Annotated in this window: 25 protein-coding genes and 1 other annotated feature; of the genes, 6 read left to right on the top strand and 19 right to left on the bottom strand. The window is 37.7% G+C overall.

What is annotated here, in order from left to right:
- Positions 1-13 precede the first annotated feature (13 nt).
- Together V1L66_RS06830 and V1L66_RS06825 are read right to left on the bottom strand one after the other, a co-directional pair.
- Positions 14-805 (bottom strand): alpha/beta fold hydrolase, encoded by a 792-nt coding sequence (locus tag V1L66_RS06830; RefSeq protein WP_016994873.1) that lies wholly within the window; start codon positions 803-805, stop codon positions 14-16.
- A 125-nt stretch (positions 806-930) separates the two neighbouring features.
- Complete coding sequence (locus tag V1L66_RS06825; RefSeq protein ID WP_036078304.1) at positions 931-2280, bottom strand: FAD-binding oxidoreductase; 1350 nt, start codon at positions 2278-2280, stop codon at positions 931-933.
- A gap of 152 nt (positions 2281-2432) precedes the next feature.
- Here V1L66_RS06825 and V1L66_RS06820 point away from each other — a divergent pair, with 152 nt between their 5' ends.
- The 3 genes from V1L66_RS06820 (at position 2433) to V1L66_RS06810 (ending at position 4341) form a co-directional block, all read left to right on the top strand.
- The gene (locus V1L66_RS06820; RefSeq protein WP_333005101.1) at positions 2433-3842 is read left to right on the top strand and encodes a LysM peptidoglycan-binding domain-containing protein; all 1410 of its coding nucleotides are present in this window, start codon (positions 2433-2435) and stop codon (positions 3840-3842) included.
- Positions 3843-3972: 130 nt separating this feature from the next.
- Entirely contained in the window at positions 3973-4137 is a 165-nt protein-coding gene (locus V1L66_RS06815) for a YfhD family protein (protein ID WP_004226371.1), read from the top strand.
- A gap of 12 nt (positions 4138-4149) precedes the next feature.
- The gene (locus V1L66_RS06810) at positions 4150-4341 is read left to right on the top strand and encodes an H-type small acid-soluble spore protein (RefSeq protein ID WP_016994871.1); all 192 of its coding nucleotides are present in this window, start codon (positions 4150-4152) and stop codon (positions 4339-4341) included.
- A 44-nt stretch (positions 4342-4385) separates the two neighbouring features.
- Here the strand turns inward: V1L66_RS06810 and V1L66_RS06805 are convergent, their stop codons facing one another.
- Positions 4386-6530, bottom strand: coding sequence for an EAL domain-containing protein (locus tag V1L66_RS06805; protein ID WP_244905039.1), 2145 nt, complete (start codon positions 6528-6530; stop codon positions 4386-4388).
- A 198-nt stretch (positions 6531-6728) separates the two neighbouring features.
- On the bottom strand, positions 6729-7256 hold the full coding sequence (locus tag V1L66_RS06800; protein ID WP_333005095.1) for a sigma-70 family RNA polymerase sigma factor: 528 nt from the start codon (positions 7254-7256) through the stop codon (positions 6729-6731).
- Positions 7257-7493: 237 nt separating this feature from the next.
- Here V1L66_RS06800 and sspI point away from each other — a divergent pair, with 237 nt between their 5' ends.
- Together sspI and V1L66_RS06790 are read left to right on the top strand one after the other, a co-directional pair.
- Positions 7494-7703: a small acid-soluble spore protein SspI gene (gene sspI / locus V1L66_RS06795; RefSeq protein ID WP_004226361.1), complete on the top strand. Its 210-nt coding sequence runs from the start codon at positions 7494-7496 to the stop codon at positions 7701-7703.
- 78 nt (positions 7704-7781) lie between these two features.
- Positions 7782-9161 carry an FAD-linked oxidase C-terminal domain-containing protein gene (locus tag V1L66_RS06790; protein ID WP_333005093.1) on the top strand — a complete coding sequence of 460 codons (1380 nt, stop codon included), beginning with the start codon at positions 7782-7784 and terminating at the stop codon, positions 9159-9161.
- Positions 9162-9207: 46 nt separating this feature from the next.
- Here the strand turns inward: V1L66_RS06790 and V1L66_RS06785 are convergent, their stop codons facing one another.
- The 11 genes from V1L66_RS06785 to V1L66_RS06735 all read right to left on the bottom strand — a co-directional run bounded on the left by V1L66_RS06785 (position 9208) and on the right by V1L66_RS06735 (position 18963).
- The gene (locus V1L66_RS06785) at positions 9208-9720 is read right to left on the bottom strand and encodes a GNAT family N-acetyltransferase (RefSeq protein WP_258859380.1); all 513 of its coding nucleotides are present in this window, start codon (positions 9718-9720) and stop codon (positions 9208-9210) included.
- Between the two features lie 15 nt (positions 9721-9735).
- Positions 9736-10449 carry an amino acid ABC transporter permease gene (locus V1L66_RS06780; protein ID WP_333005091.1) on the bottom strand — a complete coding sequence of 238 codons (714 nt, stop codon included), beginning with the start codon at positions 10447-10449 and terminating at the stop codon, positions 9736-9738.
- A 12-nt stretch (positions 10450-10461) separates the two neighbouring features.
- Positions 10462-11166, bottom strand: coding sequence for an amino acid ABC transporter permease (locus tag V1L66_RS06775; protein WP_258859378.1), 705 nt, complete (start codon positions 11164-11166; stop codon positions 10462-10464).
- Between the two features lie 24 nt (positions 11167-11190).
- The gene (locus V1L66_RS06770; RefSeq protein ID WP_333005090.1) at positions 11191-12015 is read right to left on the bottom strand and encodes a transporter substrate-binding domain-containing protein; all 825 of its coding nucleotides are present in this window, start codon (positions 12013-12015) and stop codon (positions 11191-11193) included.
- 18 nt (positions 12016-12033) lie between these two features.
- Positions 12034-12312 carry a glutaredoxin family protein gene (locus V1L66_RS06765; protein WP_004226351.1) on the bottom strand — a complete coding sequence of 93 codons (279 nt, stop codon included), beginning with the start codon at positions 12310-12312 and terminating at the stop codon, positions 12034-12036.
- Between the two features lie 12 nt (positions 12313-12324).
- Positions 12325-13338, bottom strand: coding sequence for an LLM class flavin-dependent oxidoreductase (locus V1L66_RS06760; protein ID WP_333005088.1), 1014 nt, complete (start codon positions 13336-13338; stop codon positions 12325-12327).
- Positions 13339-13383: 45 nt separating this feature from the next.
- Positions 13384-14712: an LLM class flavin-dependent oxidoreductase gene (locus V1L66_RS06755; protein WP_312123712.1), complete on the bottom strand. Its 1329-nt coding sequence runs from the start codon at positions 14710-14712 to the stop codon at positions 13384-13386.
- 143 nt (positions 14713-14855) lie between these two features.
- Positions 14856-15752: a LysR family transcriptional regulator gene (locus tag V1L66_RS06750; RefSeq protein WP_333005087.1), complete on the bottom strand. Its 897-nt coding sequence runs from the start codon at positions 15750-15752 to the stop codon at positions 14856-14858.
- Positions 15753-16050: 298 nt separating this feature from the next.
- Positions 16051-17016, bottom strand: coding sequence for an ornithine carbamoyltransferase (gene argF / locus V1L66_RS06745; RefSeq protein WP_333005086.1), 966 nt, complete (start codon positions 17014-17016; stop codon positions 16051-16053).
- Positions 17017-17294: 278 nt separating this feature from the next.
- Positions 17295-18383, bottom strand: coding sequence for a M42 family metallopeptidase (locus tag V1L66_RS06740; RefSeq protein ID WP_016994857.1), 1089 nt, complete (start codon positions 18381-18383; stop codon positions 17295-17297).
- A gap of 94 nt (positions 18384-18477) precedes the next feature.
- Positions 18478-18963, bottom strand: a complete 486-nt coding sequence (locus V1L66_RS06735; protein WP_054549960.1) for a dUTP diphosphatase — start codon at positions 18961-18963, stop codon at positions 18478-18480.
- 105 nt (positions 18964-19068) lie between these two features.
- Between V1L66_RS06735 and V1L66_RS06730 the strand changes: the two genes are divergently transcribed.
- Complete coding sequence (locus tag V1L66_RS06730) at positions 19069-19464, top strand: hypothetical protein (protein ID WP_016994855.1); 396 nt, start codon at positions 19069-19071, stop codon at positions 19462-19464.
- A gap of 24 nt (positions 19465-19488) precedes the next feature.
- Here V1L66_RS06730 and V1L66_RS06725 read toward each other — a convergent pair whose 3' ends face one another.
- From V1L66_RS06725 to infC, 4 genes are all read right to left on the bottom strand, one after another.
- The gene (locus V1L66_RS06725) at positions 19489-19752 is read right to left on the bottom strand and encodes a DUF1294 domain-containing protein (RefSeq protein WP_016994854.1); all 264 of its coding nucleotides are present in this window, start codon (positions 19750-19752) and stop codon (positions 19489-19491) included.
- 145 nt (positions 19753-19897) lie between these two features.
- Positions 19898-20257, bottom strand: a complete 360-nt coding sequence (rplT, locus tag V1L66_RS06720) for a 50S ribosomal protein L20 (RefSeq protein WP_004226314.1) — start codon at positions 20255-20257, stop codon at positions 19898-19900.
- A 57-nt stretch (positions 20258-20314) separates the two neighbouring features.
- A complete protein-coding gene (rpmI, locus tag V1L66_RS06715; RefSeq protein ID WP_004226312.1) occupies positions 20315-20515 on the bottom strand; it encodes a 50S ribosomal protein L35 in 201 nt (66 codons plus the stop codon).
- A 31-nt stretch (positions 20516-20546) separates the two neighbouring features.
- Complete coding sequence (gene infC, locus V1L66_RS06710; protein ID WP_016994853.1) at positions 20547-21050, bottom strand: translation initiation factor IF-3; 504 nt, start codon at positions 21048-21050, stop codon at positions 20547-20549.
- Positions 21051-21145: 95 nt separating this feature from the next.
- Positions 21146-21294, bottom strand: a sequence feature (ribosomal protein L20 leader region).
- Between the last annotated feature and the right edge of the window lie 64 nt (positions 21295-21358).

Here is a 21358-nt window from a genome sequence, read left to right as displayed (position 1 = left end):
CTTTCATTTTTCCCTACAAAAAATCGGCGATACATTGTATCGTTTCATTTGGGTGACTAATATGTGGGTAATGACCCTTTGCTTCCAGTAATTGTAACGTGCTATTTTTGAGATGCTGATGCAAATAGTCTCCCACACCAATTGGCACAATACTATCTTCCGAGCATTGGATAATTAACGAAGGAATTGAGACCTTTGGTAATTCACTTCGATGATCAGATAAAAAAGTAACCTCAGCAAATTCTTTTGCAATGATAGGGTCTGCTGCTATAAAGGTTTGCTTCAGTTCCTGTGTTAATGCTGGCTGTTCAGGATTACTCATAGCAATAGGTGCCATATAGCTAGCCCAACCTGTAAAGTTCATTTCCATCATTTCTAATAACTCCGCTATATCACTTCGCTCAAATCCCCCTCGATAACCATCATCATTTAAATAACACGGAGAAGGACCAATCATAATCAATTTCTTAAAATAGTCAGGGTGCTGGATAGATGCGAGCAGTCCTATCATGGCACTAATGGAATGCCCTACAAAAATACTATTTTGTAATGATAGCGTTTCAATAATGTCCAATATATCTTGTACATAGCCCTGTAACGATTGATATTTTTCTGATGAATAGGCATTTATATCTGAGTTACCTGAGCCTACATAATCGAATAATATAATCTGATATTTGTCCATAAAAGCAGGCGTAATGAAACGCCACATATTTTGATCACAACCAAATCCATGTGCAAAAATAAGCGGTTGATCTCCTTGTCCGAGTATTGTTACATTATTACGAACAACAATATTTTCCATCCCAATCAATCCTTTTAGAAATATATGTAATAGTTTTATTGTGACCCCTTAAACAGTATTTATCAAGCTAAAACGTGAAAATCAAAAAGGAGCAGGAGTGGCTCTTCACCTGCCCCCTTCTCCAGCTACAGCCACTTTCTAATAGGTGGGATACTCTGCGGAAATTGAAATACGTTATACGGATCATATTTTGTTTTCACTTCACGAAGCCTTCTAAAATTACGTCCGTAATAGGCTGTATGCCAGTCCTGAATAAATCGATCCGGAAAATTGACATAATCACCAGCCGTATAAGGTGATAATGCTCGACGTAAATTTTCTACCCACCTAATATTTTGTTCTTCCTCTTTCGGGTTTTTCCAGGAAGTATTATATTCTTGGGCTATTATCGCATTGCGATAGTAATAGGCAGTATGCTGGGGAGCAATTTCACCGACCGCTCCTCTTAAAGACTGTTGCCAGATCGTTGTATTTAAATTAGGTGCATGGGCTAAAAATTCTTTCATTCGTTGAATCGCCTTATATGGAAACGGTCTCTCCAAAAATGAGCCAGATCTTTTTCGAAGAGCAGGCTGATTGCCACTTGGTAAATCAAAAAATTCTACTGCCTTGATATATGGCACTTCCTTTATCCAAATACTTGTTGGCATGCCTGTTTTCCTAAGAGGGCGAAGCAATTTCTTTAATTCAGCTGCTGTTCCTATGAACTCACCTTGTGCGACTATTTCACCTACTTCCTTTGTTTTTAGTTCAATCTGTGAGGTTAGACGCTTATCTGTATAGGGAGCCCATTTTTGCCATGCATCAAAGGCCACTTCAAAATCATCCCATCCCCATGTTATAGAGAAAAGTGATACCTCATTAATCGCATGAAGCTTGAATGTCAAAGAAGTGACTATACCAAAATTGCCCCCACCTCCACCACGACTTGCCCAAAACAGATCATGATGTTGTTGCTTATTGGCTCTGATTACCTGAGCACCCTTATGTTCACTCGCAACCACCGTTTCGATTTCTATAAGATTGTCACAAGTTAACCCAAACGGTCGTGATAGCATTCCAATCCCCCCACCAAGTGTCAAACCGACCACTCCAACACTACTTTCTGTACCAGCAGGAATGGTAACACCATGCGCCCATAATGTACGGTATACATTTCCCATATTCGCTCCAGCATCAATCCTAGCCGTCATTTCTGAGAGATTTACCGAAATATCGTTCATATCACTTACATCAATGACAAGTCCTTTATTTACTAAAGAAAAATTTTCATAGCTATGACGACCGCTTCGAATTCTGAAAGGTTCATTGTTTTCTCTAGCCCATTTTAAGGCATTAACCACATCTTTCGTTTCTTGACAAAACACAATGACACTCGGATATTTGGGATTATTTAAATTATTATTCGTTCTCGCTTGTTCATAATCCAAATCTTCAGGCGTGACGATTCTTCCTGTGAGCTTCGCCTTTTTCAACATCAAGCCCCTTTCTCACAATGATACTTATCCTATGCAACTCATTGAGAAAGAATTTGACATTTCAACTATTTTACTGGACACATACTAAAATACTCTTTTTCACACTTGAAACATATGATGCACTAATAAGATCGTGATGGAGGTGTTCTATGCTTATCCACGTGGTAAGTGCTGGCGAAACACTGTGGCAAATCGCTAATCGTTATGCTGTACCCGTTCAATCTATTAGTCAATTAAATGCATTAGCTACTCCTGATCAATTAGCCATCGGACAATCACTGGTTATCCCTTCTCCTTATACAATTTATACGGTTCAAAAAGGAGATACGTTATGGTCCATCGCACAGAAATTTAGCGTTCCCTTGCAATCTATCATATTAGAAAATCATCTAACAAATCCCGATCAATTAACACCAGGAACGAAATTAATTATTCCTCCCATTGTTCATATCGTGCAGCCCGGAGAAACTTTATGGCAAATAGCACAGCGCTATGGTACGACCGTTCAAGCCATTGCTGTAGAAAATAAAATAAACAATCCCGATATGCTTTATGTCGGTTCCCAATTGATGATCCCAAGAAAATTACCAATGATTGAAGTCAATGCTTATTCCTACCAACCTACAGAAGAAGCTGTAGACTCCATTAATGCTATTGGTCATCTACTGACTTATTTTAGCCCTTTTGCTTATAAAATGAAGGAAGATGGGACATTACAGCCCATTAATGATGAAAATATGATAGCGGCAGCAAAGGCTAAACATATCATCCCTATGTTAACGCTCACTAATTTTACTTCTACAGAAGAAGGCTCTAATTTAGCACATGTCGTCTTGTCCAATGCAGAGTTACGTAAAAAGGTCATGAATAATGTGTTACAGGTGATGCAAGATAAAGGTTATCAAGTATTAAATATTGATTTTGAAAATGTTTTACCTGCTGATCGCGAAAATTTCAATGCCTTTATTCAATTGGCTGTGGATACACTTCATCCAAAGGGCTATTTGGTTTCAACAGCGCTCGCACCTAAAACAAGTTCTTCACAAAAAGGGACATTATATGAGGCACATGATTACGAAGCACATGGGAGAATAGCAGATTTTGTTGTATTAATGACATATGAATGGGGCTATCGTCTCGGCCCCCCACAAGCTATTTCCCCCATTAATGAAATGCGCAGAGTCGTGGAGTATGCTTTAACTGAAATACCAGCTGATAAAATCCTATTGGGTTTTGAGCTGTATGCGCGTGATTGGCTCTTACCTCATGTCAAAGGCCAAGAAGCCGAAACGTTTAGCCCTCAGGAAGCACTCAATAGGGCCATCAAGTACGGGGCAACAATCCAATATGATCCAACTGCACAATCTCCCTTTTATCGATATGTTGATGAGCAAGGAAGGCAGCATGAGGTATGGTTTGAAGATGCGAGAAGCGCACAAGCCAAATTCGACATGACTAAACATTACAATTTACGTGGCATTAGTTATTGGGCATTAGGATTCCCGTTTCCTCAAAATTGGGTTTTATTAAATGATAATTTTTCTGTTAAAAAATCTTAATACTCATTATTGTTCGCAATAAACAAAGAGCTATGCGAATTTTTCCTTGTGAAGTGCTATCTGTGATGCGGGATAAAAAGTTCATTTCAAAGCCATATTAATTTATATCAACAGGAAAGGAGCAACTCACATGGGAAGAGACAATAAACAAGGTCAAAGCAATAATAAAGGCTCGTTACCTCAAACGCCAAAAAACCAAAAGATTGCACCAAACAAGGTGAGTGAGGAATTTTCTCAAGAGTTTATGGAGCTAATTAATACAGTCACGCAAAATAAAAATAAGCAGAAAAAATAAGGGGGGCTTCAGTTGGATTTTCAGCGTGCACAAGAAATTGTCGCCTCACCTTTAGAATTTGAAGTGAGCTATAATGGTGTTTCCATCTGGATCGATCAGCTCCACGATGATGAAAAAACAGCGACAGTTCATCTACGCCGTTCTTTAGAAGAGCGATCTGAAGTAGCTATATCCGAATTAAAAGAAGAATATCTCATTCATTAAACAGCAAGAACCTGCTTACTCAAAAGGAATAAGCAGGTTCTTTTTTATATAATATAATCCTCAATATATTGAAGTTGTGTTAATACTTCATCTACATGATGGTGTAAATCTTTATAGGTATCCGTGATTTGCTGTGGAGAGATTGGCTTACTAAATAGATAGCCTTGAATATAATCACAGCCACCATCTATTAGAAATGATAACTGATCCACTTCTTCAATGCCCTCTGCCACAACCTTCAACCGTAAATGTTTTGCCATCGAAATAATCATGGAAACAAGTGCTTCATCATTTGGATTATGTGGCACGTTTCTTACAAATGTTCGGTCAATTTTTAAACAATCAATTGGAAATTCCTTTAAATAGGATAGAGAAGAATAGCCTGTTCCAAAATCATCTACAGCAATCTGAATGCCTAATGCCTTTAACTCATGTAATAGCTGTGTCATTTGATCAATGTTCATCGTCATGCTTTCTGTAATTTCTAATTGTAAAAATGTCGGATCTAATTTGGTACGTTGTAAAATATCTTGTACCATTTCTACTAAATCCTGCTGAAATAACTGGCCAAGTGATAAATTCACTGCCACTTTCATCGGAGGTAAGCCTTGTTTCTCCCATATTTTTGCTTGAGTGCATGCGGTTTCTAAAATCCATTTACCTAGCGGGATAATAAGGCCACATTCCTCAGCAATAGGAATAAAGACATCAGGTGGAACAAAGCCCCGAGTTGGATGACGCCAGCGTACCAAAGCTTCGACCGATTCAATGGTGCCTGTTTTTAAGTTGACCTGTGGTTGATAGTCTAAATAAAATTCATTATTGGCTAACGCATTATGTAAGTCTTGCTCTAACAATATTCGATCTGCAATGCCTTTAGACATATACGGTTTATAAAAAAGAAATCTTTGAGGTATTTGTCTAGCCTCTCGCATTGCTAACTGTGCATGCATTAATAGCTCTTCACCTGTCCATTGATCCTCGTAGAGGGCTATACCTATATTTAGATTGCCGTTCAATGAAAATAACTGAACCTGTAAAGGATCGGTCATGGCACTTTTGAGATTTAAGCAAAATTGTAGTAGTTCTTCAATGGTCTTTACATGGTCAATATAAATAACAAATTGTCCCTCACGAAGTTTAGTTGCAAAATAATGAGGTGGTACAATCGCTTGAATACGCTCTGCTACAAGTTTCATCATTTTATTAGAGTTACTTATCCCAATGGACGAACGAATCGCCGCAAAGCGATCAATTTCTATGGCAATGATAGCCTTTTGCTCTTTATTATTATGTAAATTTTCTTTTAACGTCTTTAGTAATAAATGTTCATTTGGCAACAATGTAATGTCATCATGATAAGCTTGAAATCGAAGCTCCTGTTGTGATTGTTCAAGATCCTTCTTAATTTTCAACAGTTGCTGAAATGGTTTTTCCACAGATGTATAATAAATCGCTTTTAGGAAAAAATAGAATGCTAAAAACTGATAGATTAATGCCGAGAAATCCCATATTGCACTTTGATCATGACTAACGATAAAGAAGACATCACTCACAATAAGGGAAATAGCTGCGCTGATTAACCACATGGAACGCTTCGGTAATTTTTTTACATATGTACTAACAATAGCAATGGTTAAAATTTGAAGAATAATAGCAATTAGGTGTACCATAGTATCAATCGTATCTAACCAATTTTTAGGCAATATTTTGGTTGAATTATAAGCCAGAAAAACGCTTCCTAGAACGAAAAGCATCGAACAACCATATGTCAGTATCCGATGATTCATGGTTAATCGCTTTTTAGGATTTAAAATAATAAGTATAAATCCAATGGCTAAGTATAAACGCATTAATATATGTAGGGGCTCGTTCATAAAGTTCCATTCTCTAGATTGGCTAAAAAACAAGCTAACTAATTCTAATAAGGCAATAATGAAAAACATGTTTCCTATGTATAAAGTTTGATTGGATAATAAGTGTGAAAATACTAAATAGGATTGGATCGCAATTGCCATTGTAAAAACAATGATTAATATTTGTATCACCAATTTTATATCTTGATACATGTCACCTTGGAAAACACCGTATATTTGATTGCTAAAGCTCAGTAATGGTATGACAAGTAATAAGGGTAATACCATGTACCAAATCTCTTTTTTCTCTATCTGATTAAACCATCTCTCCACTCCAAACCCTCCATACTACTATATAAACATTCACTAGGAAATTTTATCTATCTATTTCGATTATTTAAATTTGAATTGTATATTTCTTTGACTTCTTACAAATCATAACACTTTTATCGGAATTTGTATGCACCTATGTGAAGTATGCTAATATTCATTTTATTTCAATATTAGCATACTTTTGATATTTTTAGTTCTTTATTCCACTCTGAAAAGTTGATGTTTCAGCCTTTGGATGATTCTGGCCCTTCTTTTTTTGATAGCAACAACAGATAGATCTAGTGCATTGGCTATTTCTAGATCACTGTAACCTTCTACATAATAAAGCAGTAATATTTTCCTTTCTATCTGCTTTAACTCGGCTAACATCATTTCAAGAGAGTTAGAATTTTTTTGATTGTCTCTTTCCTCCTGCTCACTAAGTATATAATTCATTGTTTCATCATCCACAACAGTCATTCGTTCTCTATAGTTTTTTACTTTTGATAACTCATTTAAAATCTCTCCTTTTATCGAAGAATATAGATAAGCAGAAAATTGTCCTTTTGCTGAATCTGCTTTTAGCCATGCTCTCCATACAGCAATGGAAGCAATATGACGATAGTAATCAAAATCCTTGTAAATATGAAGCTGCGTAAGAATGGCTGTAATCATTGGTTGCACTGCCTCTAAAATTTCTTCAAAAGATTGTGTGAATGAAAGCTTTTGATTGTTCTGAATGGACATGCTACTCTTCCTATCAACTGTGCACAGTTCAATATTCCTAGGTAACATAATCTTAGTCCGTCATGTTGCTTGAGAGCTAATGCCCATTCTCATCATTTCCTCGTGCATAATGAATAAAATGCTTGTCATATTTAGTCATAATTCCCGCAAGTTATTGCAAAAATTATCTATTTTCTTTGGTATTTCATACATATTTAAATGATAGTTGGACAAATTACTACTAAGGAGGCGATATAGATGAATTTTCAAATAAGAGACGCAATCACAGCGAATGTACATGGTCAATCTGCCGCAGAATTCAAAGATATTGTGGAAGATGCTATTAATCGTGGAGAAGAGCATTTACTGCCAGGGCTTGGGGTGTTTTTTGAAAAATGGTGGAAACAATCCAGTCCATCTGAACAAGATGAATTTGTTCAAAAACTAGAAAAAGTATTTGCTAACTGATTTTTAATGAACAGTGCATTCCATTTCCAATAAATGCGTGATAAAGTTTTATTTATCAGAAAATTTGGAGGGATTGGAATGACTGTTGCAGTAGAATTACTTGTCAATCAACTCAAACAGGTTTTATTAGAAGAACAAGTGTCAACAAACGAAACGGTACGACAGCTACATGGAAAGGATGAATCTCATCATATGATGAGCTTACCTGATATCGTAGTCTTTCCCCGTTCCACAGCTGATGTCAGTGCCATCTTAAAAATTGCACATGCACAACGTGTACCAGTTGTACCATTCGGTGTTGGCTCCAGCCTAGAAGGAAACTCGATACCCATTGCACATGGTATTTCTATCGATTTCTCTGAAATGAATACGATTTTAGAAGTTCGCCCTGACGATCTTCTTGTAAAAGTTCAGCCTGGCGTCACACGCTCTCAACTGAATAAGGAGTTAAAAAAACACGGACTACAATTCACAGTAGATCCAGGTGCAGATGCAACACTAGGTGGGATGGCTGCGACGAATGCTAGTGGTACAACTGCTGTGCGTTACGGTGTTATGCGTGATCAGGTTCGTGATTTAGAGGTTGTCCTTGCAGATGGCTCTGTCATCCATACAGGTAATTTAGCCGCGAAATCCTCTTCTGGTTATCATTTAAATGGTCTATTTGTCGGCTCAGAAGGAACACTTGGCTGCTTTACGGAGTTAACGTTAAAAGTATATGGTATACCCGAATTTGTGACAGCGGGGCGAGCTGTTTTTGACACAGTTGGAGATGCTGTTAGTGCTGTTACAGCCTTATTACAGGCTGGTATTTCAATTGGTCGAGTGGAATTGGTCGATGAATCCTCTATGAAGCAAGCTAATGTCTATAACGATACATCCTTTAGCGAAAAACCAACATTGTTTTTAGAATTCCACGGAAACGAAGCGGGTATGCATGCGGACATCGCATTTGCTACAGAAATTTTTGAGGACTACAGCTGTCTATCCGTCGAATTCGAACAAGATAATGCTGCTCGTAATAAGCTTTGGGAAGCACGACATTCTTTAGCTTATGCATATATTCATGCTTATCCAGGTAAGAAGCTCATGTCAACGGATGTCTGTGTACCAATCTCTGTACTTGCCGAAACCATTTTATATGCACGAGAACAGCTTGATCATGTTGGACTCGCAGGTGGGCTTGTTGGCCACGTGGGCGATGGAAACTTCCATGCACTTTTAATGTTAAATCCAAATGACACCGAGGAGCAGGCAAAAGCGGATCGCTTCAATGAACAAATCGTGCAATATGCCTTACTTCGAGGTGGCACATGTACGGGCGAGCATGGTGTTGGCATTGGCAAAATGAAATACCAAGCCACTGAGCACGGTAGCTCTTTAGTCGTCATGAAAAGCATAAAAGCAGCACTTGATCCACTTAACATTATGAATCCAGGAAAGATTTTCACTCTATAATTAACATTAAACCCGCTGATTGACTAGAGCATCAGCGGGTTTATCATTATAAATCATAACGGAAGCTCTTGACTAAAATATCTCCCTTGTAAAATTCCTTCGACTCATCTCGCACAAAACCTAATGATAAGTAAAGATTAATGGCAGCCTGCATCATATCACCTGAATGTAAATAAAGTGCCTGATCCTGTCTCTTTCTAGCAAAGGCAAAACTTTCATGCAATAATTTCTTAGCAACCCCTTGCCCTCTTCCTTTTGGATGCACACCTAATAAGCGCACAATCGTCGATTGAATATTGAGCTCTGGCAAGCCATACGCTTTCCCTGCATCAGTAAATAGTTGTAATCCACCTAATATGTCATCACCGCGTTTTGCAATCAGAATTGTTTCTGCATTCGGATTACCAACCGAAGCACGGATATCACTTAAATATGATTGCCAGTGCTCTGGGTCCTTATAGTCCTTTTCATATTGCGCATAGCTCTCAACTAAAACTTTAAGATAGCTTGCATAATCTTCCTCTTGTAAATGTTCAATCACAATGTCCGCTACTGTCATTCTAATTTCCCCTTTCTATGATGAAAAACCGCCCTTACTATAGGCTGTTACTCTTTTTTCAATACGGTGTGAAACCCATTCTACTATGATTGAAATTCCCCAATAAATAATACCAACAGCAATAAATGACTCTAAAAACTTTAAGTTCATGGAAGCAATAATATTTGCTACACCCGTCAATTCTTTAATGGATAGGAAAAATGCTAATGATGTGGCATGTAAAAAACCGATAAAGACATTCGTCAAGTTGGGAATAGATTGCCCAAATGCTTGAGGTAAAATATAACGTCGCATTGCTTGTGGAAATGTTAAACCAATTGCATAAGCTGCTTCTAATTGTCCTTTAGGTACAGCTAATATCCCTGAGCGAATAATTTCTGAGGCATAAGCCCCTGCACTTAGTGTTAAGGCAAGTATGACAAAAAATAAAATAGGAATAGCGTTTGATTGTATCTTTAATTGAAGCAGATTAGCTACAATATCGACTAGAATTGGCAAGCCAAAATAAACGAGCATGATATGCATAATGATAGGTGTTCCTCTAAAAAAGGAAACATAAAAATTAAGTACAGATGAGACTATTTTTATTTGTTGAATGCGCACGAAAGCTACAATGATGCCAATAACAATCCCTAATAAAATAGGTGTCATGGTCATGAATAAGGTTAACGGTATTACTTTACTAATTTCTCGTAATGCTTCTACTATAAAAGCGATATCAATGGTCATGGCATATTCCCCCTATTGTGAAGCAAGCTCCTTTGGCATATAGCGATTAAAATAGCGTTCATTAAATTTAAATACTTTTTCAAGGATAATCACGATGACATAGTAAACAATTGACAAAGCTACATAGATTTCAAACGCTCGTGTTGTAGAAGCAATCAAGGTTTCTCCCCGCCCCACCATATCCATTACACCGATGGAGAATGCTAACGATGTATCTTTTAATGAACTAATCATTGTATTCGCTATATTTGGAAAAGCAACACGTATTGCCTGGGGAAAAACAATTCGCATAAAAGCCTGTGATCCTTTTAAGCCTACTGAATAGGCCGCCTCCATTTGACCTCGATCAACGGTTAAAATGGCTGCACGAAATATTTCGGCAAAGGCTGCCGCATTGCTGAATGTGTACGTAATAATAACAAAATACATTGCATCCATTCGTGTCACATCAATATGAATGAGCTTTAACAATGCGGGTATACCGTAAAATACTAAGAACAACTGCACTAAGATGGGTGTGCCACGAATAAAGGATATATAGATTGTAATAATTTGCTTCAATATCGGTATGTGAAGTAGCTTTGGTATGGCTAGCACAATCCCAAGCATCATACCAAAAAGTATGGAGAATACTAGAATCTCGAAAGTTATGGGTAAATACTGAAGCAATGTTGGAATGACCTTCGCAATTAGCACGACATCAAAGTTATTTTCCATACTGCCATCTTCCTTTCCTGTTCATTAGAAGTCTACTGTATAATCATCACCCAACCACTTTTTACTAAGCTCACTCACTATCCCCTCATTCTTTAATTCAACGATGGCTTCATCTAAGCGCTGCTGTAACTTCACTTCATCTTTATTGAGTAGAAAATAGACCTTTGAATTTAATAATGCATCACCTACAACCTTTTGCTGTGCCTCATTGCTTTCGTTATAGTATCTTACAGCAAACGGTGTGGTAATAATGGCATCAATTCGTCCCGTTGCAAGTTGATTGTTAACATCAACTGAGCCAGAAGAATAAACGATATTTGCTCCTAAATTGTGCTCTTTATTATATTTTTCAATAAAGACAGCTGAGTTACTTGTTGGCGAGACACTCACATTTTTCCCTTTTAAATCCTCAATGGATTGAATTGCATTATTTTTCTCGTTGACTGTCACCTTTAATGGGAAAACATTATACGGCTCTTTATTAAATAAAAACTTCTCTTCACGCTCACTATTAACTTCCATTTGATGGGCAATAAAATCTATTTTTCTTGTTTCTAAACTTAGTAATAAATTGGAGAATTCCATTGTCTTAAATTCAAACTTATACTCGGGTAGCTTCTCATCAATTGCACGAACAAGCTCCACATCATAACCAGTTAAATTTCCCTTGTCGTCTAAAAAACAGATGTTTGGAAACTGTGTTCCTGTACCAACAATAATTTTTTGAACATCCTTGCCGCTCTGTGCTGTTTTTTGAGCACTTGCGTCACCAACTGTTTTTTCTGAGTTTGCACATGCTGTTAATAGTGCTGCTAGCACAAGTAGCAAATAAAATGATATTTTTTTCATAAAATTCCTCTCCTTCTGTTATGCATATGAGGGTAGATTCACAGCAAGTGCCTTCTGTAGATGCTCTAAACCAATTGCTGTTACGGCTCTATAGATACCTGTTTCACTTGAACCAATTTCTACAACGGGTACATGTCGAACACCATACTTTATATCAAGGATGTCTCTAAAATTATCATTAGACGTGACATCAACTGTTTTGTAGGAAATATGTCGTTCTTGTAGATATGCTTTTATTTCCTCGCAATAACTACAACCTTGCTTCGACCAAATGATTATATCTAAACTTTTTGTCATATCATGACCTCCTTAGATTACCTTCACCTTTTGCTGTAACTGCAAATGGACAGGACTTAAAAGCTCAAACGAACGTTGACGTTCAAATTCCTTCAAGATGGGCGTATGCAAAATAAATTCATTAATTTGGAATCGTACATGGTAATCATCTAAATTGGCTCTAATGTCTTCTGCTGTACCGTATAAAATATCAGCCTCATACTGTTCCACTGTATATTCCTCTCCAGATTCCTGACCAAATTTCTCTGCTTGCTCTACTGATTGTAGCGTCAGGCTTCTCCCACTTGCTAAATGCACCTTTGTAATTTTTTGATCTCCTATTAGTTCTTTCGCTTCCTCTTTACTTGGAGCAGCAAGTGCAGCAATGGAAATCGCAAAAGTGCCGTTTGGATGATGACTGCGATAGATTCTAGCCGCTTGCGCCAAAACATCATTATCACTATTAATAAATCGAGCAAAGACAAATGCAATGCCTAGTTTTCCTGCAAGAGCAGCACTTTCAGGGCTAGCGCCAAGCAAAAATAATGTCGGCTTTGCCTTTGGAATCGGCGTTGCTTGTATGCCATATAATTCGTGCTCTTTTGGTATGGATTGCTCAATTAATTGCTGTAAGAATGTTAATCTCTCTTCAAAATCTTCCCCCTGATTGAGTGTGCCGTATTGTAGAGCCTTTGTTGAAAGTGGTAAGCCGCCAGGGGCTTTACCGATGCCCAAATCTACACGTCCTGGCTCCAATGAGGCTAGTACGTGGAAATTTTCTGCAACTTTATAGGGGCTATAATGCTGTAGCATAACCCCTCCTGATCCAATTTGAATGGATTTGGTTTTGGCAAGTAAATAAGAAACTAATACTTCTGGAGAAGAGCCTGCTAATGACTTTGTATCATGATGCTCCGATACCCAAAAACGTGAATAGCCTAACTGCTCAGCTCGTTGTGCTAAGGCCACCGTTTTTTGTAATGTTTGTTCATTGCTTGCTCCTTCAATAATAGGGCTTTGATCTAATATGCCTAATGTATAACTCATACAACCCCTCCTAATTTCTTTTATTCAAATAAATTTACTAGGTTTTTAGACAGATTGTTTAACATAGCGACTTTCCTTGAATGGTAAACCTAAATTCCCGCGTAAAGTATCCGCCTCATAGTCTTTACGATAAAGCTCCCTTGCTTGCAAAATTGGCACTACTTTATCAACAAAATCTTCGAGAGCACCAGGAACTGTCACACCAATAATAAAGCCATCTGCCGCTTCCTTTTCAAACCATTCTTGTACAAGATCTGCTACTTGCTCAGCTGTCCCAAAAAAAGCTGTTTTTGGTGTCGCCTCACGTAAAGCGACTTGACGTAATGTCAGACCCTCTTGCTTAGCATATCGTTTAATATAATCGGTTGTGCTTCTAAAGCTATTGGCTCCAATATCTCCTAGCTCAGGGAACGGTGCATCCACATCGTATTGTGTAAAATCATGATGGTCAAAGTAACGCCCAAGATAAGCAAGAGCACGGTCTATGGAAACTAACTCAACAATTTCTTGATATTTCGCCTCTGCTTCCTCCACTGTATCGCCAATAATTGGTGATATACCTGGAAAAATCTTTACTTCTTCGGGATTTCGTCCAAATGCTGCCACCTCTTTTTTTACTCTTGAGTAAAATTTCCGTGCCTCTTCAATAGATGCCCCATGTGTGAAAATGGCATCTGCATCTTTTGCAGCTAATCGAATGCCTGCATCAGACGACCCAGCCTGGAAAATAACGGGCTGACCTTGCTTTGTTCGACCAATATTGAGTGGTCCTTGGACTGAAAAATATCGCCCTTTATGATGTAATGTGTGTAATTTTTCTGGATCAAAAAATTGATCTTTGTTGACATCTGCAATAAACGCATCATCATCCCACGAGTCCCATAAGCCTTTGACAACCTCTAAGTATTCTTCCGCAATTTGATAGCGCTCTGCATGGCTAGGATGTTCGTCAATTGTTTTGTTATAGTTCAAAGCAGTACTTTCTAATGGTGTCGTTACAACATTCCATCCAGCACGGCCAGCACTAATATGATCTAATGAAGCGAATTGTCTTGCTACTGTAAATGGTTCGCTATAGGAGGTTGACACTGTTCCAACTAACCCAATGTTTTTCGTCGCTACTGCTAAAGCCGATAAGATTGTAATCGGTTCAAATCGATTTAAAAAATGAGGAATGGATTTTTCGTTAATAAATAAACCATCCGCAATAAATGCTACATCAAATTTCCCCTGCTCTGCTTTCTGAGCCTGTTGAATATAGAAAGGCAAACTTACACTTTGATTGCTCGCCACCTTTGGATGACGCCAACCAGAAATATTTCCTCCTACCCCATGAATAATTGCTCCAAATCGAATTTTATCCTGTCTAGCCATGTCAATTCCTCCTCAATTTTTACTTTACTAAACATAGTGGTTAAGTATGTTTTGTTGGATTGAGAATGATCTTACCGTTCCTTAAGACGATATGCAATAGGTACAGTAATAGAAAAAATTTTATGTGGTGATAAAATTTTTTATCAATACGTGTCTTCCATGCCTTCAAATTGCTTAGCTGTTTCACAAATTGTCTGCCAAAAGGCTGATGGCAACGTCTCTTTCTCTTTATAGGTTAAAAATATATGTTGATTCATATCCAGCAAATGCTTGACGTCTATCTCCACAAATTCACCGCTTTCCAGTTCCTTTTTGACACAAAGATGTGGTAAAAAGCTTAGATAGTCTTTTGTCCGGATAAATTCTTTGGCAACTTCTAAATGATCTGTTCGTACTTCAATATTGGCTGCTACTCCCTCTACCTCGAACATTTTATGCACATAATTCCAATCAAACGCTCCACATTCAAAAAACACCATTTTCTGTTGAGCTAATTCTTTTGCTTGAATGAGTTCATGTAGTTGTAAAGGGTGATCACGATGTTTAACAAGTTTCACTGTATTGTTCAATAAAAGCTCGTTCTCAATGTCATCCCCATGTACATATTGAATAAAGCCTAGATGAATTTGGTGGCTTTGTAGCTTTTCTAAAATGTTTGCTGTGGAACCTGTAAATAATTGAAAACGCAAATAAGGGAATTGCTCTTTCCATTTAGGCAATGCATAGGCTAAGAAATACTGAGCTGTTACACCGTTTGCACCAATACATACCTCATCAGTCTCCTGCGTTTCTTCTAATTGCTTCTTTCCTTGCTGAAATGTTTGCACAATTTGTGTAGCAAATGGTAAAAAATCTTTCCCTTTCTCTGATACGCTCACACTTCTTCTATCTCGGTAAAATAACTCAACACCTAGTTCTCGTTCTAATGACTTAATACGTGCAGTTACAGTTGGCTGTGAAAGAAATAATGCATTGGCTGCTTTATGGATACTTTTGTAATGGACAACATATAAAAATGCCTCGATATGGTCTATATTCACGAGGAGTTCACCCCTTCATTACTTATTTAACCTATTATATAAATAATTTCTTATATTCTCTATAACTTATAAGAAAACTATGTTTTATATTTTTTGACAAAGAAAAAAAGCAACCCAGCGTCTCCCAGGTTACTTTGCTATGTAGCGATGTAGCCATCCATCTTGACAACAAACATCGCACGTGGTGAACATCCCTCTGTCTGCCTACCACTTGTATGTTATTCACATGAACACCCTCTGTTGTCCATGTAAACTCTATCTATCGTACTTCTCAACTCGAGAAAGCATATGTCTAAATTTAAGCTAAAATCGATGCTAATACTGCCTTTTGTGCATGCAATCTATTTTCGGCTTGCTCAAAGATGTAAGAATTAGGTCCGTCAATAACAGAAGTCGCAACCTCTTCCTCACGATGTGCTGGTAAGCAATGCAAGAACATATAATTTGGTTTTGCATAGGCTACTAGCTCATCATTAATTTGATAGCCAGCAAAGTCTTGTAAGCGTTTTGCTGCCTCTTCCTCTTGACCCATAGATGTCCAAACGTCTGCATAGACAACATCTGCATTTAATACGGCTTCAACAGGATCATTTGTGATCATAATCGTACTGCCATTTGCTGCTGCAATCGCCTGTGCTTTTGCGATGACTTCCCCATCACATTCATAACCTACAGGAGTCGCAACGGCTACATTCATGCCAACGTGTGCTGAAGCTACTACGAGTGAGTGTGCTACATTGTTGCCATCTCCTACATAGGCAATTTTAAGCCCTTTTAACATGCCTTTATTTTCTGCAATCGTCTCTAAATCAGCTAATGCCTGGCAAGGATGATAAATATCCGTTAATCCATTGATGACAGGAATTACTGCATGCTCTGCAAGCTCCTTCACCATCTCATGAGAGTTTGCACGAATCATAATACCATCTAAATAGCCCGATAATACATGGGCTGTATCATAAATCGATTCACCACGACCAATTTGTAAATCGCGAGCATGCATAAACATACCTTTTCCACCTAATTGATTCATACCAACTTCAAATGAAATACGTGTACGAGTTGAATGTTTCTCAAAAATCATACCAAGCGTTTTACCTTCTAGTAATCTTGGACATTTCCCATCTTTTGTAATCATTTTAAGCTGTGTTGCCAATTCTATAAGATCTTGAACCTCTTGACTTGTATAGTCTAGCAAAGTTAGTAGATCTTTTCCTTTTAAACTAGACACTAACTTTAACTGTACTTCTTCGAGTAATTTCATAGCCTTCGCTCCTTATATCGTTGCTGTTGAAATTAGTATAACATGCATAAATATAAAATCAACTGAATTTTTATAATTAATCTTAATTATTATTCGTTTGTTATAAAATGTGACAAAAATTCGTCTAAACGAATATTTATGCATAAATGACCATTTTAGAATACCCGCTATTTAGGGATAGTATTGTCACCATTAGTATTAGAGGAAGAAATTTTAATACTGAAAACAACGAAAAGCCCCCTAACAAATTTGTTAGAGGGCAAGTCCATTTCTTCTACTTAATCAAAAGTAATTTTATTGACCGCATCACGGTCTAATTTTTTAATGACTTCTACCATTAATTTAACAGCATTATCATAATCATCACGATGTAGGATACCTGCATGTGAATGGATGTAGCGTGTTGCAATACCGATAGATAGTGCTGGTACGCCATTTGCTGTTACGTGGATGGAGCCAGCATCTGTACCACCGCCAGCCATCGCTTCAAATTGATATGGAATATTGTGCTCATCTGCTACATCTAGTACGAATTCACGTAAGCCACGGTGTGAAACCATCGATGCATCATACACAACGATTTGAGGGCCTGCACCCATCTTACTTGTTGATTCTTTTGCGGTAACTCCAGGAGTATCTCCTGCTACACCTACGTCCACTGCAAATCCAATATCTGGTTGAATTTTATGTGTAGCCGTTTTTGCACCACGAAGTCCAACTTCTTCTTGTACATTCCCTACAGAATAAAGAATATTAGGGTGCTTTTCATTTTGTAACGCTTTCATAACATCAATCGCGATTGCACAGCCGATACGGTTATCCCAAGCTTTAGCTAATAGATACTTATCATTTTTCATTACATTAAATTCAAAGTACGGTGTTACCATATCGCCAGGACGTACGCCCCACTCAAGTACTTCATCTTTAGAAGCTGCACCAATATCGATAAACATATCTTTAATGTCTACTACCTTATTACGTACATCAGCAGGTAAAATATGAGGTGGCTTTGAACCAATAACCCCAATCACTTCATCGCCCTTACGTGTAGTAATCGTTACTCGCTGTGCAAGCATAACTTGGCTCCACCAGCCACCTACTGTTTGGAATTTGATAAAGCCTTTGTCATCAATTTGTGTAACCATGAAGCCTACTTCATCTAAATGTCCTGCTACGACAATTTTAGGACCGTTTTCATCGCCAACTTTTTTAGCAATGACACTACCTAAGTTATCTGTTTCTACTGTGTCTGCATATGGTGCAATGTATTTTTTCATGACCTCACGCGGTGCACGTTCATTACCTGCGATACCATTCGCATCTGTCAAATCTTTAAACATTTGTAATGTTGGATCTAGTTGTGTCATCCTTTTTCCTCCTACTTCTTGTATCTATTTTATTATACTTCGTTTACCGAAATATTCCTAGCTTAATCGTCTGAAAATTGGTGTATTTCTTAATTTAATAACCTGATCGCTGCCGATGATAATTTTCTTGATTTTTTTCAAGATAAGCACCAACCACATCCTCAAATGTAAAACCGAGATTATACGCTAGTAATCCATAGTATTGCCAAATAGCTAAATAACGCTCCTCTGTAGGTTGATGAATAAATGCTAAAATAACACTTTGTGTTTCTAAAAAAGTAGCCGTTAAATCTTTGTTTTCTTCTACGAAAGGCCACATTTCAATCGATGTATAGCCCTTTAATAAGCCAAGAGATAAGATAAAATGAATCGAATCCACATATTCTTCTAGAATGACCTCACGTGCTGATGGTCCCTTTGTGCTCCAAAATTTAAAGCAACGCGTTTCATTAGCAAGCTCAGCTAGCTCCACTAGTAAGGCTAAGCCCTTTTCCTGAAACACATCTTGCTGAATATTTTGTGTTTGCTCGATAAAATCATCCAGCTCTTTTTGCATAGTAAACAATTGTTGTAAATTCATTTTCTTCTCCTAAATTTCAAAAAAATATTTTATAAAAAGTGAAACTATTTGACCCTTCTAATCGTATAGGAAAGAATAACCTTTCTTCAAGGGGGAAATTTAAACATGTTGCCGTTACTAATTCGACTTGCTGTAATAGCGCTTATTATCTATGTATTTTACAAAGCGATTCGTTATATAACCGATCCTAAACGCAAACTTGATGAAGCCTATGAAAAAGGCCAGTATTATTTCTATGATGACGTTAAAAATGTCCGAAAAAATTTCTTTATTTCCTATAAGGGTGCTCTTTTTGAAGGGGAAAAATACCTAGGCACAACAGAGGATGCATTTGAGGTTGTAACCATTTTCGTCGGCGCGCGCGATGCTGCAACATTACAAGGCTTCAGCAAAAGCGACTTTGAATATTTACAGCAAGAAATATTATTGAACTATCCAAGCGCTAAAATCAATTGGAAGCAGCCTATTGAACAGCTTATGCGAAACACATCCTCATCATGAGGATGTGTTTTTAATTATTCTCATTTATGTCCACAACTGTACAATGATAAAAATTTGTATAGCTGCTAGTAGGGGAAAACCAAATGCAAAACGATTATGACGTGTTTTGTGGCGGAATAAATACATACCCAATACACCACCAGCTGCCCCTCCTGCTATGGCTAGTGTAAATAATGTACGCTCTGCTATACGCCACTCATGATTCTTTGCACGCGATTTATCCATCCCCATTAAAATGAGCAACACAATTGATACAATGCCCATATATGCTAATAATGCTTGTCCCATTCCTTACTCCTTTAAAACCGTGATACTATTAATCTAACACAAAAAAGACTGATGGAAAAACCCATCAGTCTTTTATTGCACTTGTGATATTTTACACCTGTCGCTATGCTTTTGGTGCAGAAATAATAGTTGATGTTGTCAGCTATTATTTAGCTACTGCTTTTTTAGCAGCGTCTGCTAATTGAGTGAATGCTGCAGCATCAGTTACTGCAAGGTCAGCTAACATTTTACGGTTAACTTCGATACCTGCAACTTTTAAACCGTGCATTAAACGGCTGTAAGAAAGACCGTTCATACGAGCAGCTGCGTTGATACGAGTGATCCATAATTTACGGAAATCACGTTTTTTCTGACGACGGTCACGGTATGCATATTGACCTGATTTCATTACTGCTTGGTTAGCAACTTTGTATAATGTATGTTTTGAACCATAGTAACCTTTAGCTAATTTCAATACTTTTTTACGACGTTTGCGCGTCACTGTTCCGCCTTTTACGCGTGGCATATGAATTACCTCCTGCTTTTCATTAAAAAATGAATGTTAGTATTTTTTTGTAGTCAATTATTTCATGTAAACAAGTAAAGATTTGATGCGTTTGAAGTCACCAGATGATACGATGTTCGCTTTACGTAGGTGACGTTTTTGTTTCGTAGATTTGTTTGCGAATAAGTGGCTTCCATAAGCACGGTCGTATTTTAATTTACCTGAACCCGTTTTTTTGAAACGTTTCGCAGCTCCACGGTGAGTTTTCATTTTTGGCATGTCGAATTCCTCCTAAACTGTTCGTCTAATATTATTTCTCGTTCTTTGGTTGAAGAACTAAGAACATGCTTCGGCCTTCCATCTTCGGTTTTTGTTCTACCGTTGATACTTCAGCACAAGCTTCAGCAAAACGATCTAACACACGTTGACCAATCTCTTTGTGTGTGATCGCACGACCTTTGAAACGTAGGCTACATTTTACTTTATCGCCTTTTTCAAGGAATTTAATCGCATTACGTAACTTCGTTTGGAAATCATGCTCATCGATTGTTGGGCTCAAACGAACCTCTTTCATTACGATGACCTTTTGATTTTTACGAATTTCACGGTCTTTCTTTTGCTGTTCAAACTTAAATTTACCATAGTCCATGATACGAGCGACTGGCGGCTTGGCTTGAGGGGCCACAAGGACAAGATCCAAGTTTACACGAGCGGCGATTTCTAGCGCTTCATTACGTGTCTTTACACCAAGCTGGTCACCATTGTGATCGATTAATCGAAGTTCACGTGCGCGAATGCCTTCGTTTACATACATGTCTTTGCTAATAGTAATCCACCTCCAAGTAGTTGTCGCGAATACATGGTTTGGGCAAAGCCTTGCCCGGTTGAACGGTACATCCTCTCGTCATGTCCATAAAAAAAGGACGGACATTTTTGAAGATGTCCGCCCGCTATATGTGCATGCGCAAGTCTACGCAAAACAATTCAACGTGTCATACCTGTTCACAGCCTTTAAAGCGTTGTATCAGGTGAGAAGCGGGCAGCCTCTACTTCAACCACAAACTTTGTATTCATTAACCTTAATTATATTAGCATGTATATGATAAGCTGTCAAATATTTAT

Source organism: Lysinibacillus sp. IITD104 (genome assembly GCF_036698265.2).
GTDB classification, from domain to species: domain Bacteria; phylum Bacillota; class Bacilli; order Bacillales_A; family Planococcaceae; genus Lysinibacillus; species Lysinibacillus boronitolerans.
This window is presented reverse-complemented; position numbering and strand designations above follow the sequence as displayed.

Bases quoted from the DNA above. Each gene is read 5' to 3' on its own strand.
- V1L66_RS06775 (WP_258859378.1), bottom strand. From the start codon at position 11,166: ATGGAAAATAACTTTGATGTCGTGCTAATTGCGAAGGTCATTCCAACA.
- sspI (WP_004226361.1), top strand. From the start codon at position 7,494: ATGAATTTTCAAATAAGAGACGCAATCACAGCGAATGTACATGGTCAA.
- V1L66_RS06740 (WP_016994857.1), bottom strand. From the start codon at position 18,383: ATGACACAACTAGATCCAACATTACAAATGTTTAAAGATTTGACAGAT.
- V1L66_RS06815 (WP_004226371.1), top strand. From the start codon at position 3,973: ATGGGAAGAGACAATAAACAAGGTCAAAGCAATAATAAAGGCTCGTTA.
- V1L66_RS06765 (WP_004226351.1), bottom strand. From the start codon at position 12,312: ATGACAAAAAGTTTAGATATAATCATTTGGTCGAAGCAAGGTTGTAGT.
- V1L66_RS06800 (WP_333005095.1), bottom strand. From the start codon at position 7,256: ATGTCCATTCAGAACAATCAAAAGCTTTCATTCACACAATCTTTTGAA.
- V1L66_RS06725 (WP_016994854.1), bottom strand. From the start codon at position 19,752: ATGGGACAAGCATTATTAGCATATATGGGCATTGTATCAATTGTGTTG.
- rplT (WP_004226314.1), bottom strand. From the start codon at position 20,257: ATGCCACGCGTAAAAGGCGGAACAGTGACGCGCAAACGTCGTAAAAAA.
- V1L66_RS06735 (WP_054549960.1), bottom strand. From the start codon at position 18,963: ATGAATTTACAACAATTGTTTACTATGCAAAAAGAGCTGGATGATTTT.
- V1L66_RS06755 (WP_312123712.1), bottom strand. From the start codon at position 14,712: ATGGCTAGACAGGATAAAATTCGATTTGGAGCAATTATTCATGGGGTA.
- V1L66_RS06760 (WP_333005088.1), bottom strand. From the start codon at position 13,338: ATGAGTTATACATTAGGCATATTAGATCAAAGCCCTATTATTGAAGGA.
- V1L66_RS06770 (WP_333005090.1), bottom strand. From the start codon at position 12,015: ATGAAAAAAATATCATTTTATTTGCTACTTGTGCTAGCAGCACTATTA.
- V1L66_RS06785 (WP_258859380.1), bottom strand. From the start codon at position 9,720: ATGACAGTAGCGGACATTGTGATTGAACATTTACAAGAGGAAGATTAT.
- rpmI (WP_004226312.1), bottom strand. From the start codon at position 20,515: ATGCCAAAAATGAAAACTCACCGTGGAGCTGCGAAACGTTTCAAAAAA.
- V1L66_RS06820 (WP_333005101.1), top strand. From the start codon at position 2,433: ATGCTTATCCACGTGGTAAGTGCTGGCGAAACACTGTGGCAAATCGCT.
- V1L66_RS06790 (WP_333005093.1), top strand. From the start codon at position 7,782: ATGACTGTTGCAGTAGAATTACTTGTCAATCAACTCAAACAGGTTTTA.
- V1L66_RS06830 (WP_016994873.1), bottom strand. From the start codon at position 805: ATGGAAAATATTGTTGTTCGTAATAATGTAACAATACTCGGACAAGGA.
- argF (WP_333005086.1), bottom strand. From the start codon at position 17,016: ATGAAATTACTCGAAGAAGTACAGTTAAAGTTAGTGTCTAGTTTAAAA.
- V1L66_RS06780 (WP_333005091.1), bottom strand. From the start codon at position 10,449: ATGACCATTGATATCGCTTTTATAGTAGAAGCATTACGAGAAATTAGT.
- V1L66_RS06730 (WP_016994855.1), top strand. From the start codon at position 19,069: ATGTTGCCGTTACTAATTCGACTTGCTGTAATAGCGCTTATTATCTAT.
- infC (WP_016994853.1), bottom strand. From the start codon at position 21,050: ATGTATGTAAACGAAGGCATTCGCGCACGTGAACTTCGATTAATCGAT.